Origin of the sequence: Pseudomonas sp. Ps21-P2, from assembly GCF_039672565.1 — a bacterium.
GTDB lineage: Bacteria > Pseudomonadota > Gammaproteobacteria > Pseudomonadales > Pseudomonadaceae > Aquipseudomonas.
In genome coordinates this window covers 1-14,888 of sequence record NZ_JBDFPL010000019.1, presented here as the reverse complement: position 1 = coordinate 14,888, position 14,888 = coordinate 1, and the positions used below count along the sequence as shown (strand labels likewise).

Here is a 14,888-nt window from a genome sequence, read left to right as displayed (position 1 = left end):
CCTGACCATTTTTACGACTTCCAATTTGTAGCTGTCATCAAATCTTTTGCGCTTTCTGGTCATGTAGAACTCCTCGATAAATGTATTTTCCACTTATCGAGGTGTCCGGGGAAATTAGACCACTGCACGCGACGTCTTCCCGGCTAAAGCCGTTCCTACAAAATGCCTGCTAACGCCAGCCACACAATGTGGAAACTGTCCGGCTTCACAACCGCCACAGGATCGTCTGCACCCCTACCCCATCGGTTTTCTCGAACCAGCCCTTGACCGAGCACCGGGCGAACATGCTAGTGCTGCATGCGCCCGTGTCCATTGCCGACTTCAGCGCCGCCACATCGACGTTGTTGATGTAGGCAATCCCGCGCTTGAGGCTGTCTTCGTCGCCGTAACCGCCATGCTCCATCTCATCCAGCGCCGCCTGTTTGCTCCAGCCCTGAGCGACGATGCGGTACATCGCTGCCACCAGACCGGTCCGGTCCAGGCCATGCTTGCAGTGAATCAGCACCGGTCCGTTTTGCTGGGCCGCCTGGATGGCGCGCAGGCTTTCGATCACGTCCGCGTCGTCGATGTGGACCACCTGCAACGGAATCTGCACTTGCACAACGGAGGCGTCGGACAGCCATTTGCTGTCACTTTCCTTAAGGAAGTTGATCACCGTGTGAACGCCAAGCCGCTGCAGAAGGGGCTGTGCTGCGGCGTCCGGCTGGCGACTGCGGTAAAGCGTCGGCGTGATCTGGTAGAGGTTGTAGTTCGGGTCGACGAGTTGCGCCCACTGCGCCGGGCGTGACGATTGCGCCGGTGAAACATCCTCGGCTTGAGCGAGAGAGGCAGCTGACACGACCAGCAGCAGGAGGAGTTGAGCAGCGAGCGGGCGAAGGCGCATGGAAGACGTACCGTGGAAACCAGCCATTTATCGATGGCGCAAGTTTTCGCTCCCCAGGGTCAAGGCGCTGTGAGGCGCGTGTCAAAAGTTGGTGAAAGCCATTGATCGGCGCCGAGGTGTTTTTTCCGGATCCGCGCGTGAAGGGCATGAGCGTTTCGCGATACTGTATGCATAACCAGTTATCAAGGAGCCGTCATGTCCATTCAGTTGCCCCCACGCGGGCGCGGCACCGCGACCAACCCGCATAACCGCTTTGCGCCCAACCGATCAGTCGCTGAAGACGACGGCTGGTATCAGGAAGTGCCGCTGACCCAGGGCACCACCGTCACGCTGGAAACCGCCAAGAGCATCATCGCGCGCAACTCGTCGCCCGACATCCCCTTCGACCGCTCCATCAATCCGTACCGGGGTTGCGAGCACGGTTGTATTTATTGCTACGCCCGGCCGAGCCACGCCTACTGGGACATGTCGCCGGGGCTGGATTTCGAGACCAAGCTAATCGCCAAAACCAATGCTGCTGCCCTGCTGGAGCAGCAGCTGTCCAAGCCTGGCTACACCGTTGCGCCGATCACCCTGGGGGCGAACACCGATCCGTATCAGCCCATCGAGCGCCAATACACATTGAGCCGGGCGACGCTGGAAGTGCTGCTGCGCTACCGCCATCCGGTGACGATCATCACCAAAGGCTCGCTGATTCTTCGGGATCTGGACCTGCTGGCCGAGCTGGCAAAGCTACGGCTGGTGTCGGTGTTCATCAGCCTGACGACGCTGGACGATGAGCTCAAGCGCATCCTTGAGCCCCGGGCTGCCGCGCCCAAGGCCAGGCTGCGGGCGATCAAGGTTCTGCGTGATGCAGGTGTGCCGGTGGGCGTTTTGCTGGCGCCGATGATTCCAATGATCAATGACATGGAGCTGGAGAAGCTGATGGCCGAGGCCAAGGCCGCCGGCGCGTTGAGTGCGAGCTACGTGATGCTGCGCCTGCCGCTGGAGGTCGCCCCGTTGTTCGAAGAGTGGCTCCAGGCGCATTATCCGCAGAGGGCCGAGCATGTAATGAGTCTGGTACGGCAGAGCCGCGGCGGGGAGGTGTACGACAGCCGCTTTGGCTCGCGAATGCGCGGTGAGGGGGTGTTCGCTGAGCTGCTGGCCCAGCGTTACAGTCTCGCGATCAAGAAGCACGGCTTGAACCGGCGGGAAAGTTTTCAGCTGGACTGCACCGCGTTTTGCCCGCCTGGCGGTCAGATGTCGCTGTTGTGACTTGAGCGGCGTCTTAAGGGTGTTGCGCCACGACAGGCGCTTGCGCTTTAGATTTTCTAACGCAAGAGCCCCGATCTAGAGCCACGCATTCAGTTTCAATTAAGTTTGCGTCGTTAAGGTGAGTCGGAAGTGACCGATTGGTCTTGTAGGAAAATTAACGCAAGAAGACCAGAAAAAAGTGGGTCATCCACAGGATTCGCCGGAAAATCCACTTAAATCCGTCAGAGAGGATGAAACATGAGTGACCAGGATAAGCAGCCCAAGGCTGCGACGACAGGCGTAACGCCTCAGGTGGAAACCGCCGAAATGGCGCTGAAGCAGATCGTTGATGGCTTCAAGCATTTCCGCCATGACGTCTTCCCTCAGCAGGAAGAACTGTTCAAGAAACTCGCCACCGCCCAACATCCCCGGGCCATGTTCATCACCTGCGCCGACTCGCGCATCGTCCCGGAACTCATCACCCAAAGCTCGCCGGGCGACCTGTTCGTCACCCGTAACGTGGGCAACGTCGTTCCGCCTTATGGGCCTATGAATGGCGGCGTTTCAACGGCTATTGAATATGCCGTCCTTGCCCTTGGCGTCCAGCACATCATCGTTTGCGGCCACTCCGATTGCGGGGCGATGCGCGCCGTTCTCAACCCCGACACCCTGGAAAAGATGCCGACGGTCAAAGCCTGGCTGCGCCATGCCGAGGTCGCCAAGACCGTTGTGCAGGACAACTGCAACTGCACCGGCGAGCACGAAACCATGCACGTGCTCACCGAAGAAAACGTCATCGCGCAGCTGCAACACCTGCGTACGCACCCTTCCGTGGCGTCCAAACTGGCCAGCGGTCAGTTGTTCATCCATGGCTGGGTCTACGACATCGAGACCAGCGAAATCCGCGCCTACGATGCCGAGCAGGACTGCTTCCTGCCGTTGGATGGCGACCATCCGGTGCCGATGGCGTCGATCCCCCGCGGTCGATATTGATCGCCGGCTGACCCGCTGCGCCTGAGTGCAGCGGCGTCGGCCCTGACGCTTCCACCCTCATACAAGCTCGTAGCGGCCGCGTTCAGCGCGTGCCGCCGGGCGTTGTCACGTCTGAATTCCGGAGAGTCGTCATGGCTACTACTGATCTGAAAGCGTTGTTACCACGGGAGCTGCTGGCTTCCGTGGTGGTTTTTCTGGTGGCCCTGCCGCTGTGCATGGGGATCGCCATTGCGTCCGGCATGCCGCCGTCCAAGGGTTTGATCACCGGCATCATCGGCGGTCTGGTGGTGGGCTGGCTGGCAGGTTCGCCGCTTCAGGTCAGCGGCCCGGCGGCAGGTCTGGCGGTGCTGGTGTTCGAGCTGGTCCGTGAACACGGCATGGCCATGCTCGGGCCGATTTTGCTGCTCGCCGGTGCGCTGCAGTTGCTGGCCGGTCGCTTGAAGCTCGGCTGCTGGTTTCGCGTCACGGCGCCGGCGGTGGTGTACGGCATGCTGGCGGGCATCGGCGTACTGATCGTGCTTTCCCAGGTCCACGTCATGTTCGACAGCGGGCCCAAGCCTTCCGGGCTGGACAATCTGGTGGCGTTCCCGGAGACCGTTATCGGTGCGATTGGGATGGGCAGTGCCATGCAGGCCGGTCTTCTCGGGCTGGGCACCATCGCCGTCATGTGGCTGTGGGAAAAGCGTCGGCCCCATGCACTGCGGTTCGTGCCAGGCGCGTTGCTCGGCGTCGGTATCGCGACGGTGGTGAGTCTGGTGATGAGCTTGCAGGTCAAGCGCGTCGAGGTCCCGGCGAACCTTGCCGAGGCCATCGACTGGCTGCGCCCTGCAGACCTGCTGAACCTGGCGGACCCTGCCATCCTGATCGCGGCCATTGCCGTGGCCTTCATTGCCAGCGCTGAAACCCTATTGTCAGCAGCGGCGGTGGATCGCATGCACGACGGCCAGCGTTCGGACTTCGACAAAGAGCTCAGCGCCCAAGGCGTGGGTAACATGTTGTGCGGTCTGGTCGGCGCGCTGCCGATGACGGGCGTGATCGTGCGCAGTTCGGCCAACGTGCAGGCGGGTGCGAAGACGCGGCTGTCGGCGATGTTCCACGGTCTGTGGCTGCTGGCGTTCGTACTGTTGCTGTCCAGCGTGTTGCAGAGCATTCCTGTGGCCAGCCTGGCCGGCGTGCTGGTCTACACCGGCGTGAAGCTGGTAAATATTCAGGCGCTCAAGGGGCTGGGGCGTTATGGCCGCATGCCAATGTTCATCTATGGCGCGACCGCCAGTGCGATTGTCCTGACCGACTTGCTGACGGGCGTGTTGATCGGCTTTGGCCTGACCCTGGTGAAGCTGGCGCTGAGCGCATCGCGCCTGAAGATCAATCTGGTCGACCTGCCAGCCGAGGGGGAAATGGAGCTGCGCCTCAATGGTTCTGCCACGTTCCTCAAGGTGCCGGCGCTGACGCAGACTCTGGAAACCGTGCCGCCTGGCACTACGCTGCATGTGCCGCTGGGCAACCTGAGGTATATCGACCATTCCTGCCTGGAGCTGCTGGAGGAATGGGGCCGTGCCAATGCCGCGCAGGGCTCGCGTTTGCTGCTGGAGCAACGGCTGCTCAAACGTCGCGTGGAAGGGCGGATCCGCACGTCGATCGGAGGGGCAGCGTTGCACTGAGGCGGGTGAAGGGGGTGCGGGGTCAGTCTTTCCCGCGCTCCAGTTCCAGCCCTACGCCCAACTGACGTGACAGGCTAGGCCAGCGTTTCCACGCCGCATCGGTGTCCGGGCTGGCGAGGCGCTCGCGGTAGGCTTCCACCGATTCCAGCGAGAAGCTGTCGTCATTGAGCATTTCGTCGATGGCGTGATGCACCACTTCGTCCAGCTGATTGGCAAACGATTCGCCGATCAGTTGGTGGGCGATGACGCTCGCCACCGTGGTGTTCATCGGGATCAGCGGCTGGCCGAAATGCTTGATGTACAGATCATTCACTTCTTCCACCAGCCGGTGGGCCAGATAGGCTTCGTCCAGCAGACCGTCCAGCCCTTCGTGGCCCGCCATGATGGCGGGAGGCGCGCTGAAGAATTGCTCGGCGATTTTCAGGACCGGCTTGATCTGGCTTTCAATGCCCGCCTGCAACGCGACGTCATGGGCGGCGTCAAGCAAGTCCGGCACCTGACCGATGTAGGCAATGACGAAACGCGTCAGCACGCCTCGCGCGTCTACGTCAGGCAGGTGAATGGAGGGGTGCAGATGAGGAAGTTGCGACTCCAACTGGCGCGCTAGCTGACCGGATTGGTTTTCGTGTTCCTGAGCTCGGGTGATCTGCTCGCGCAATGCGGCGGTGTTCATGGATGCTCCATAGGCAGTAAAACCAGACGGTCATTATAGGGAAGTCCATACCTTAGCTTGCCCACAAATGACGCTAAGACGTAATTGTCATAACAGTTTCATGGTTATGTGCATAATCGCGCGACCGTGGATCACTCATTGTGCCGAAGTCATGACCCGAACCCAGAAAACCGTTTTCATCCTGGCGGCCATCGTGGCGCTGGTGCTTGGCCTGACCGTCTACCGTGTGCTGTCCGGTCCCGATCAGGGCGACCAGACCGCGCTCGTCGACGCAGGCATTATCCTTCTCCCGCAAAGCCGCACTGTGCCGGATCTCTCGCTCACCGATCAGGACGCCCAGCCCCTTTCACTGAGCCAATTGAAGGGCAAATGGACGGTGCTTTTCTTCGGTTACACCTTCTGCCCGGACATCTGCCCGACCACCCTCGCCCAGTTGCGTCAGATCAAAAGCGAGCTGCCCAGTGAGGCTGTCGACAAACTGCGCATCGTGCTGGTCAGCGTCGATCCCGATCGCGACACCCCGCAACAGCTCAAACAATACCTGGGGTATTTCGACAAGCAGTTCATCGGCCTGAGGGCGCCGGTGGATACGCTGCAGAAGCTGGCGAATGCCGTGAGCATCCCGTACATCCCGGCGGACACCAGCAAGCCGGGCTATACAGTCGACCACAGCGGCAACCTCGCCCTCCTGGGCCCCGACGGCACCCAGCGCGGCTTCATCCGCGCGCCGCTGAACAGCCAGAAGCTGGTAGCGCAGTTGCCGGGGCTGGTTGAGAGAAAGTAAGGACTGATGATCTCGGCGTTGCGCCGAGATCATTGGTGTGTGGCGATCAGAACGCCGGAACCACGGCGCCTTTGTACTTATCAACGATGAATGCCTTGGTTTCCGAGCTGTGCAGCGCGGCGACCAGTTTCTGGATGGCCGGGGCATCCTTGTTGTCTTCGCGGGTCACCAGGATGTTCGCGTATGGCGACTCCGACCCTTCGATGATCAGCGCATCCTTGGTCGGATCAAGCTTGGCGGTCAGGGCATAGTTGGTGTTGATCAGCGCCAGGTCCACCTGCGTCAGTACCCGTGGCAGGGTCGCGGCCTCGAGCTCGCGGAATTTCAAATTCTTCGGATTCTGCTGCACATCGCTCGGCTTGGCGGTGATGCTGGTCGGATCCTTCAGGGTAATCAGACCAGCCTTGACCAGCAGCAACAGCGCGCGGCCCTCGTTGGTGGCGTCATTCGGGATGGCGACATTGGCGCCATCCGGCAGTTCGGCCAGGCTCTTGAGCTTGTCCGAGTACGCGCCAAACGGCTCGATGTGAACCTTGGCCACGCTCACCAGATGGGTGCCCTTGCCCTTGTTGAACTCATCCAGATATGGCTGGTGCTGGAAGAAGTTGGCGTCCATGCGGTTCTGGTCGACCTGCACGTTCGGCTGAATGTAATCGTTGAACACCTTCACGTTCAGCGCCACGCCTTCCTTCGCCAGCATCGGCTTCACGAACTCGAGAATCTCGGCGTGTGGCACGGCGGAGGCCGCGACGGTCAAGGTCTCATCAGCATGGGCGGACAGGGCCGCCACGGCCGCAAATACAGCCAACAACTTCTTCATTTCTACTACTCCTGAAATGCACGCGCAGCGGCGTGCACCTGCCGGTCAGTGACCGGCGAATTCGGTTAACGGTGTGAAAAGTGCGCGACCAGTCTGTCGCCAACGGTTTGCAGGATCTGCACCAGCACCAGCAGCAATACGACCGTCACAAACATCACATCGTTCTGGAAGCGTTGATAGCCGTAGCGAATCGCCAGATCGCCCAGGCCTCCTGCGCCGACCGCACCGGCCATGGCCGTGAACGACACCAGTGCGATGGCGGTGACGGTGATCGCAGCGAGGATGCCCGGGCGTGCTTCAGGCAACAACGCCTTGATCACGATCTGTCGGGTCGTTGCGCCCATCGCTTGAGTGGCCTCGATGATGCCGCGATCCACTTCCCGAAGGGCGGTTTCCACCAGGCGCGCGAAGAACGGCGTAGCGCCTGCGATCAATGGCGGCAGCGTGCCGAGAATGCCCAGCGAGGTGCCGGTGATGACTTCCGTCAGCGGCATCATCACGATCAGCAGGATGATGAACGGCAGCGCTCGCAGCATGTTCACGATCAAGCCGACGGTGGTGTAGACCGGCTTGTTCTCAAGCAACTGACGCGGCGAGGTCAGGAACATCAGCACGCCGAGCGGCAAGCCCAGCAATACGGTGAAGGCAAGCGAGACGCCGAGCATGATCAAGGTGTCGCCGGTCGCCAGCCAGATTTCGTACCAGTCGACGTTGGAAAACAGGTTGAGAAAAGTGTCCATCAGCGCAGGACCTCCATGTGAACGTCGGCTGCGGTGAAGCGGGCGAACGCGGCGTCCATGTCACCACCGGTGATGGCCAGCGTCAGTTGCCCGTAAGGCGTGTCTTTGATGCGGTCGATACGGCCGGCCAGAATGCTGTAGTCCACACCGGTTTCCCGCGCGACCGTTCCCAGCAATGGCGCGTAGGTCGCATCGCCCTGAAAGGTCAGGCGCACGATACGGCCCTGAACATGGGCGAAATCGCTGTTCAGCTGGTTTTCGTCGACTTCTTCGTCTTCCTGCACAAAGCGGCGAGTGGTCGGGTGCTTGGGATGCAGAAACACATCGGCCACAGCGCCCTGTTCGACGATCACGCCCGCATCCATGACCGCCACCTGATCGCAGACGCGACGGATCACGTCCATTTCGTGGGTGATGAGCACGATGGTCAGCTGCAGTTCGCGATTGATCTCGGCCAGCAGCTGCAACACCGATGCCGTGGTTTGTGGGTCGAGGGCGCTGGTGGCCTCGTCGCACAGCAGAATCTTTGGCTTGGTCGCCAGTGCTCGGGCGATGCCGACCCGCTGCTTCTGACCGCCAGATAACTGCGCCGGGTATTTTTTGGCGTGATCGGAAAGACCCACGCGGGCGAGCAATTCGGCCACGCGCTGATCGATCTGCGCGCGGGACATGTCCCCGGCCAGCGTCAGCGGCATGGCGACGTTATCGGCCACCGTCTTGGACGACAGCAGATTGAAGTGCTGGAAGATCATGCCGACCTGGCGGCGGAAGCCGCGCAGACCGTCGGCGTCCAATGCGGTGACATCGACGTCATCGACCAGAATCTTGCCGCCGCTAGGGGCTTCAAGGCGGTTGATCAGGCGCAGCATCGTGCTCTTGCCGGCGCCGGAGTGGCCGATCAGGCCAAAGACCTGGCCGTTTTCGATGCGCAGGCTGGTGGGGTGCAGCGCGGGAATTTCCCGGTCGGCGACCCGATAGGTTTTGTGGACGTTTTGGAACTCGATCACGGAGCGAACCTTGTGGGGCGCGTTGAAAAATCAGCGTGGAGACTCGGGCTTTCATCACGCTGCTGAGCGATGCCATTTCGGCTTCGGCTGGGTAAACCGGGCGCGCATTTTAGCCTGTGAAATCCGGGTTGGGCCCAGCCTTCTTAGCATTTATTTCGCACTGCACCTGCCGAATGGTCATATGGATGGCCGCCTGTCAGTCTGGCGATGGAAATCGAAGAATCGGAAAAACAAACGGAACGGCTGATTTCATCGTCAGTCATTTACTTAGCGCCTGAATATTGCCTGGCTGCATGTCAGGCATTTCCGCCTACGAGCTTCTGCTGCCTCCACGTCGTTGGAGGCTAAAAAAGGAGCCGTCCGAACTGAGGAGTTTTGCCTGATGAGTAAGAACACCAATCCACCTGTTAGCCCCAACGGCAACAGTGAACTGGCTGGCACTGACACGCTGGACCGTGGCAACACCAACGCCAAGATCGAAAGTCTTGAAACGTTCCGCTCCGACGCTACCGGCGAGGCTTTGCGCACCAATCAGGGCGTTAAGATCTCCGACAACCAGAACACGCTGAAAGTCGGATCGCGCGGCCCTTCGCTGCTCGAAGACTTCATCATGCGCGAGAAGATCACCCACTTTGACCATGAACGCATTCCGGAGCGCATTGTTCACGCGCGCGGTACCGCGGCCCACGGTTACTTCCAGACCTACGAGAACCATTCGGCGCTGTCCAAGGCGGAATTCCTGCGTGACCCGGGCAAGAAAACCCCGGTGTTCGTACGCTTTTCCACAGTTCAAGGCCCACGTGGCTCCGGCGATACAGTCCGTGACGTACGTGGCTTCGCGGTCAAGTTCTACACCGGCGAAGGCAACTACGACCTGGTCGGCAACAACATGCCGGTGTTCTTCATCCAGGACGCCATCAAGTTCCCCGATTTCGTACATGCCGTGAAGCCAGAGCCTCACAACGAAATCCCTACCGGCGGCTCGGCCCACGACACCTTCTGGGACTTCGTTTCCCTGGTGCCGGAATCCGCGCACATGGTGCTGTGGACCATGTCGGACCGTGCGATTCCGAAAAGCCTGCGCTCGATGCAGGGTTTCGGCATCCACACCTTCCGCATGATCAACACCGAAGGTAAGTCCTCGTTCGTCAAATTCCACTGGAAGCCCAAGTACGGCACCTGCTCCCTGGTGTGGGACGAAGCGCAGAAGCTTGCGGGCAAGGACACCGACTTCCATCGCCGCGACCTGTGGGAGTCCATTGAGATGGGCGACTACCCGGAATGGGAACTGGGCGTACAGATCGTCGCCGAGGAAGATGAGCACAAGTTCGACTTCGACCTTCTGGACCCGACCAAGATCATCCCGGAAGAGTTGGTGCCGGTAACGCCGCTGGGCAAAATGGTGCTTAACCGCAACCCGGACAACTACTTCGCCGAAACCGAGCAGGTTGCGTTCTGCCCAGGCCACGTCGTGCCGGGTATCGACTTCTCCAACGATCCACTGCTGCAGGGTCGTCTGTTTTCCTACACCGATACGCAGATCAGCCGACTGGGTGGGCCGAACTTCCACGAGATCCCGATCAACCGTCCGGTCTCGCCGAACCACAACAACCAGCGTGATGCGCAACACCGCACCACCATCGACAAGGGCCGTGCTTCCTACGAGCCTAACTCGATCGACGGCGGCTGGCCGAAAGAAACCCCTGCGGGTCCGCAGGATGGTGGCTTCGAGACTTATCACGAGCGCGTCTCGGCAGAGAAGGTGCGTGAGCGCAGCCCTTCATTTGGCGATCACTTCTCCCAGGCCACGCTGTTCTTCAACAGCATGAGCGAGCACGAGAAAGAGCACATCATCGCGGCGTACAGCTTCGAGCTGGGCAAGGTTGAGCGTGAGCATATCCGCGCACGTCAGGTGAACGAGATTCTCGCGAATATCGACCTCACCCTGGCTGCGCGTGTGGCTGAAAACCTTGGCTTGCCGGCGCCGAAAGCAGCGACCGTCCAAGCGCAAAGCAACGGCAAGCTGAGCGTCGACAAGTCGCCGCTGCTGAGCCAGGCGAACCTGCTGCCTGCCGACATCGCTTCGCGCAAAGTTGCCATCCTGGTCGCCAATGGCGTCGACGACAAAGCGGTAGCGGCGATGAAAGCGGCGGTGGAAGCCGAAGGCGCACACGCCAAGGTGCTGGGTCCTACCTCCGCGCCGGTCAAGACCGCAGGCGGCGCGTCCCTGGCCGTTGACGCTTCGATGGAAGGTTTGCCATCGGTTGCGTTCGATGCCGTGTTCATCCCGGGCGGCGACGCTTCGATCAAAGCCCTGAGCGGCGACGGCGTGGCACTGCATTACGTGCTTGAGGCGTACAAGCACCTCAAAGCCATTGCTTACGCGGGTGATGCACAGAAACTGATCGACCTGCTGCATCTGGAAGCCGATGCCGGCTTGCTGGCCGTTTCGGACAGCGCCTCGTTCAAGGCGTTTTTCAAGGCGATCCAACAACATCGCGTTTGGGCTCGTGAGCCAAAAGCGAAGGCAATTCCTGCGTAATCTGCAGGGCTAGCTGCAACAAAAAAGGCGTTGCCCGCGAGGGCAACGCCTTTTCTTTTGATCAAAAAACAATCAGAGCTGAGCGGGCTTCAACACAATCTTCGCAGGCTCGGTGCGCTCGATTTCACGCTGCATCTTCAACTCGAAATCCGGGTTGATCTTCGTAATGCGTTTTAGTGCGTGCTCCTGGGGTATTGCTCGCTTAACTCGAAGAGGGTTTTCCCTTTGACTCCTCAGGCAAGCTATCGCTGCTGAAACTCGAAGTGTTCCGCCATTATAGTTATGGCAGTTCTAGTGTTTTTACCCATAAAACCTAGCACTTCGATGAACCATGATAATGACTCCCCTAAACTACCAACTTTGCCTTCATCAATTGATAGTAAGCAAATTGCCAGTCTGGCCATTAATACTTGGGGATCCCTTAGCTCCCTACTTTCTCCTCGAGAGTCGATCAAGCTCCACCACGCGGTGGCTTCAGCTCTACACTGCTCGCTTGTACACGTTCCAGCGATATAACCTTCAACAAAGTGCACTGGGTCTCTTTCCCATCCTGCATACTCGATTTCTAACGCATTCAGGACTTTAATCATGTAAGAAACGTAGTGCCTTTGTGCAGCCAAATTATCTTTGGGCCAAATAATAGAATTAATTGATAGGCTCATTCACCAACTCCGAAATAACCCAAAAGATCGCGACAGGAACCACACGCTTTTTTGGGCGTTTTGTGTCCATCTCCAGACACTCCAATATTCACTGCTCGGCTAGTTCCTCCCGCAGGATCTACTCCAGCGTTTAGAGCCTTATCGAGGCAGACTACCTCAGCGCAACCTCCATGCCATTGCTCACGAGCGGAAGCGGGAGTGCCCATTAGGGCGCCGGTTACATTTGGATTATGTGGAACCTCGTCTCCACTCACACCTGTGAAAACCTTTCCACCGATGAGTAACTCACTGGCCGCCCCCGAGTCCTTACCAGCAGCAAACGCTGCATCTGCAGCATCTTCTGCGTACGATAATCCAAGCGGATCTACCCATAGCACTGGGTTAGGTGCGTATTGGTAGAAGTTTAGCCCACCACTGTAGCCAATCGGATCCTTGCTGATAAACCGCCCGACCCTTGGATCATAGTACCTATGCCGGTTGTAGTGCAGGCCGGTTTCGTGGTCGTGGTACTGGCCCTGGAATCGGAATGGGTTAGTCAGGCCGACTTGTTGGGCGAACTCGGAGCGCTGTTCGCTTGCTTCGCCCCACGCTTTGTATTGCGCGCTCCAGGCGGTGTTGCCGTTTTGGTCAGTGACTTCCTGCGGCGTGCCGAGGTGGTCGCATTGGTACCAGGCAAGGGCGTCGATCGGCAGCGCCACCGGTTTGTAGTTCCAGAGCGGGTCTTCTTTGAAGTTGTAGCGGCCTTCGTAGGTCGGTTGGCTGACGAGGCGGATGGTTTCGTGGCGGCTGGCCTGGGCCACCGGGACGAAGGTGCCGGGTTCGTGGATGTAGTGGACGGTTCGGCCGAGGGCGCCGGCGTATGGCGGCGGACTGCTTTCCCAGGCGAGGTTGTCTCCGTCCCAGCCGTAGAGGGTGAAGCCGCAGCCGAGCTCGCGCTCCTTGCGGGCGTGTTCATTTTCGTTCCAGCCGGTGCCGGCTTCGGGACGTGGCCTGTAGTGCGCTTTCGAGAATTTGTAGAGGCGGCGTCCGAGGGGGTCGTAGCCGAAGTCGACAGTCAGACGCGGATCGCGGAAGTGCACCAGACGATCGAAGAGGTCCCAGTGCAGTTCGCTGCGCAGGCCGTTGGTCCAGCGCTCGGTCTGGTTACCGCGTTCGTCGTATTCGTAGTGGTTGCCGGCGTAGTCGCGCAGCAGGTTGTCGATCAGTTTGTGGCGGACCGGTTCGGGGTCGAGTGGGCGGCGTACGGGTGCGGCGCTGTCGTCGAGCAGGTTGCTCGCAGGGTCGAAGGCGAAGGTTTCCACGCCCAAGCGGCTGGTAGCGCTGAGCAGGCGACTGACCGGGTCGTAGCGGTATGAGAGCGGGCCTCGACGGCTATCATTGATGTCGGTGAGTTGGCCAGCTGCGTCGTATTGGTAAGCACGTTTGATCAGGACGGATTTATCGTCGCTGCGCCCTAACAATTGTTCCTGCAAGCGTCCCGCCGGGTCCCATGCCTGGGTTTGCAGCAGTTGGTTGCCCTGATGACGGGCGACCTCTCGGTGCAATTCATCGCGCTCGTAACTGAGCAGTTCGTGCTCGTCGAGCTTGAGGCCGAGCAGATGGCCGCTGCCATAGGTGAGCCAGCTGACGCGATGGCCGTCCGGGCGAATGGTGGCGACGCGGTTATTAAGGGCGTCGTACTCATGCTGCCAGACGGCAACCAGTGGTTTATCCAGGTTCGAGTAATGCTGGTGTTCGCGCAGCAGGTTGCCCGCTGGGTCGTGGAACCATTGCAGTTTGCTGATTGCGTTGGTCGCCATGACCAGATGGCCGTTGCCGTCGTAAGCGAAGGTTTCGCTTTGGGCTTGTTCGCCGAGGGTGGCGCGGCGTTCGGTGAGACGGCCCATGGGGTCGAAGGTCAGCGCAATCGTGCGCTGGCCGTTGATGGTCTCGGCGAGGCGACCGGTTTCGGGATCGTACTGATAGCGAGTCGAGCGACCGTCGAAGCCGCTTTCTTCCAGCACCCTGCCGACCGGATCGTAGTGAAAGTGCGCGCGGCGTTCATTTTCGTTTTCTAGCGCTACCAGTCGGCCAAGCTTGTCCCAGCGATAGCGCAAGGTTTGTTCGGCGGCGTCGACGCGTTCGGCGATAAATCCCGCAGCGGTGTAACGCCATGTGGTGCAGCGTTCAAGGCCATCGGAATGAGCCAGCAAACGACCTTCGGCGTCGCGGCTAAAACGTTCTTCGGTTTTGTCCGGGTGTTTGATCAACACCAACTGGCCTGATTTGTATTCGTAAGCGGTGCTATGCCCGGCCGGGTCGGTGAAGCGGATCATCTGGCCGCGTTCGTCGTACTCCCAGCTACTCACCTTCCCCGAGCAGTCGGTGTACTTAACGAGTTGTCCGGCGTCGTTGTAGGCCAACGACTTGGTATTGCCGTTGGCGTCCTTGATCGCCGTAGGAAGGCCAAACGTGTTGTAGGCGTATTCGGTAACGTTCTCTAGCGGATCGGTTGCTTCAACCAGATTCCCGCGATGGTCATAGTCCCGCTTCCACAAGCCGCCCTCACCATCGCTGATCTTGATCAGATGGCTTTTGTCGTCGTAGGCGTAATTGATGACGCTGTGATCAGCGCGGGTGTGCTCGGTCAGGTTGCTGAGTTTGTCGTAGCGATAGCGGTCGGTACTGCCGTCGGTATGAACGTGGCGGATGATGTTTTTCGCGGCGTCGCGGAAGAACCATTCGGAACGGCCATCGGCATGACAAATGCGGTAGGTGTAACCCAGGCTGTCGTAGTAGTGCCGGGTTTCGTGACCGAGGGCATCAGTGACGTAGGTCAGGCGGATGTTTTCATCCCACGCCAATCGCGTATCAAAACTGCCGTCGTCGGCCCACTCGCGGATGGCTTTGG

At 59.7% G+C, this 14,888-nt stretch carries 12 protein-coding genes; 5 read left to right on the top strand and 7 right to left on the bottom strand.

From position 1 onward, the window contains the following. Nucleotides 1-205: 205 nt before the first annotated feature. Nucleotides 206-883: a dual specificity protein phosphatase family protein gene (locus ABEH28_RS26845; protein WP_346631542.1), complete on the bottom strand. Its 678-nt coding sequence runs from the start codon at nt 881-883 to the stop codon at nt 206-208. A 195-nt stretch (nt 884-1,078) separates the two neighbouring features. Here ABEH28_RS26845 and ABEH28_RS26840 point away from each other — a divergent pair, with 195 nt between their 5' ends. The 3 genes from ABEH28_RS26840 to ABEH28_RS26830 all read left to right on the top strand — a co-directional run bounded on the left by ABEH28_RS26840 (nt 1,079) and on the right by ABEH28_RS26830 (nt 4,770). Next, nucleotides 1,079-2,137 (top strand): PA0069 family radical SAM protein, encoded by a 1,059-nt coding sequence (locus ABEH28_RS26840; RefSeq protein ID WP_346631541.1) that lies wholly within the window; start codon nt 1,079-1,081, stop codon nt 2,135-2,137. Between the two features lie 237 nt (nt 2,138-2,374). Continuing rightward, on the top strand, nt 2,375-3,109 hold the full coding sequence (locus tag ABEH28_RS26835; protein WP_192174429.1) for a carbonic anhydrase: 735 nt from the start codon (nt 2,375-2,377) through the stop codon (nt 3,107-3,109). A 131-nt stretch (nt 3,110-3,240) separates the two neighbouring features. Next, nucleotides 3,241-4,770: a SulP family inorganic anion transporter gene (locus ABEH28_RS26830; protein WP_346631540.1), complete on the top strand. Its 1,530-nt coding sequence runs from the start codon at nt 3,241-3,243 to the stop codon at nt 4,768-4,770. A 22-nt stretch (nt 4,771-4,792) separates the two neighbouring features. Here the strand turns inward: ABEH28_RS26830 and ABEH28_RS26825 are convergent, their stop codons facing one another. Beyond that, complete coding sequence (locus ABEH28_RS26825; RefSeq protein ID WP_192174431.1) at nt 4,793-5,443, bottom strand: hypothetical protein; 651 nt, start codon at nt 5,441-5,443, stop codon at nt 4,793-4,795. 151 nt (nt 5,444-5,594) lie between these two features. Between ABEH28_RS26825 and ABEH28_RS26820 the strand changes: the two genes are divergently transcribed. Beyond that, nucleotides 5,595-6,227 (top strand): SCO family protein, encoded by a 633-nt coding sequence (locus ABEH28_RS26820; protein WP_346627327.1) that lies wholly within the window; start codon nt 5,595-5,597, stop codon nt 6,225-6,227. 46 nt (nt 6,228-6,273) lie between these two features. Here ABEH28_RS26820 and ABEH28_RS26815 read toward each other — a convergent pair whose 3' ends face one another. From ABEH28_RS26815 to ABEH28_RS26805, 3 genes are all read right to left on the bottom strand, one after another. Then, complete coding sequence (locus ABEH28_RS26815) at nt 6,274-7,047, bottom strand: MetQ/NlpA family ABC transporter substrate-binding protein (RefSeq protein WP_346631539.1); 774 nt, start codon at nt 7,045-7,047, stop codon at nt 6,274-6,276. A gap of 65 nt (nt 7,048-7,112) precedes the next feature. After that, nucleotides 7,113-7,787: a methionine ABC transporter permease gene (locus tag ABEH28_RS26810; protein ID WP_192174434.1), complete on the bottom strand. Its 675-nt coding sequence runs from the start codon at nt 7,785-7,787 to the stop codon at nt 7,113-7,115. Then, the gene (locus ABEH28_RS26805; protein WP_192174435.1) at nt 7,787-8,794 is read right to left on the bottom strand and encodes a methionine ABC transporter ATP-binding protein; all 1,008 of its coding nucleotides are present in this window, start codon (nt 8,792-8,794) and stop codon (nt 7,787-7,789) included. The genes ABEH28_RS26810 and ABEH28_RS26805 overlap by 1 nt, the downstream gene beginning before the upstream one ends. 382 nt (nt 8,795-9,176) lie before the next feature. Here ABEH28_RS26805 and katE point away from each other — a divergent pair, with 382 nt between their 5' ends. Next, complete coding sequence (gene katE, locus ABEH28_RS26800; protein ID WP_346631538.1) at nt 9,177-11,336, top strand: catalase HPII; 2,160 nt, start codon at nt 9,177-9,179, stop codon at nt 11,334-11,336. Nucleotides 11,337-11,578: 242 nt separating this feature from the next. On the opposite strand, the gene ABEH28_RS26795 is transcribed toward katE, so the two are convergent. Both ABEH28_RS26795 and ABEH28_RS26790 read right to left on the bottom strand, forming a co-directional pair. Beyond that, on the bottom strand, nt 11,579-11,998 hold the full coding sequence (locus ABEH28_RS26795) for a hypothetical protein (RefSeq protein WP_346627324.1): 420 nt from the start codon (nt 11,996-11,998) through the stop codon (nt 11,579-11,581). Next, nucleotides 11,995-14,888 (bottom strand): RHS repeat-associated core domain-containing protein (locus ABEH28_RS26790; RefSeq protein WP_346631537.1); only part of this gene is annotated, 2,894 nt, incomplete at its 5' end. The genes ABEH28_RS26795 and ABEH28_RS26790, both read right to left, overlap by 4 nt.

Bases quoted from the DNA above. Each gene is read 5' to 3' on its own strand.
- ABEH28_RS26845 (WP_346631542.1), bottom strand. From the start codon at position 883: ATGCGCCTTCGCCCGCTCGCTGCTCAACTCCTCCTGCTGCTGGTCGTG.
- ABEH28_RS26840 (WP_346631541.1), top strand. From the start codon at position 1,079: ATGTCCATTCAGTTGCCCCCACGCGGGCGCGGCACCGCGACCAACCCG.
- ABEH28_RS26835 (WP_192174429.1), top strand. From the start codon at position 2,375: ATGAGTGACCAGGATAAGCAGCCCAAGGCTGCGACGACAGGCGTAACG.
- ABEH28_RS26830 (WP_346631540.1), top strand. From the start codon at position 3,241: ATGGCTACTACTGATCTGAAAGCGTTGTTACCACGGGAGCTGCTGGCT.
- ABEH28_RS26825 (WP_192174431.1), bottom strand. From the start codon at position 5,443: ATGAACACCGCCGCATTGCGCGAGCAGATCACCCGAGCTCAGGAACAC.
- ABEH28_RS26820 (WP_346627327.1), top strand. From the start codon at position 5,595: ATGACCCGAACCCAGAAAACCGTTTTCATCCTGGCGGCCATCGTGGCG.
- ABEH28_RS26815 (WP_346631539.1), bottom strand. From the start codon at position 7,047: ATGAAGAAGTTGTTGGCTGTATTTGCGGCCGTGGCGGCCCTGTCCGCC.
- ABEH28_RS26810 (WP_192174434.1), bottom strand. From the start codon at position 7,787: ATGGACACTTTTCTCAACCTGTTTTCCAACGTCGACTGGTACGAAATC.
- katE (WP_346631538.1), top strand. From the start codon at position 9,177: ATGAGTAAGAACACCAATCCACCTGTTAGCCCCAACGGCAACAGTGAA.
- ABEH28_RS26795 (WP_346627324.1), bottom strand. From the start codon at position 11,998: ATGAGCCTATCAATTAATTCTATTATTTGGCCCAAAGATAATTTGGCT.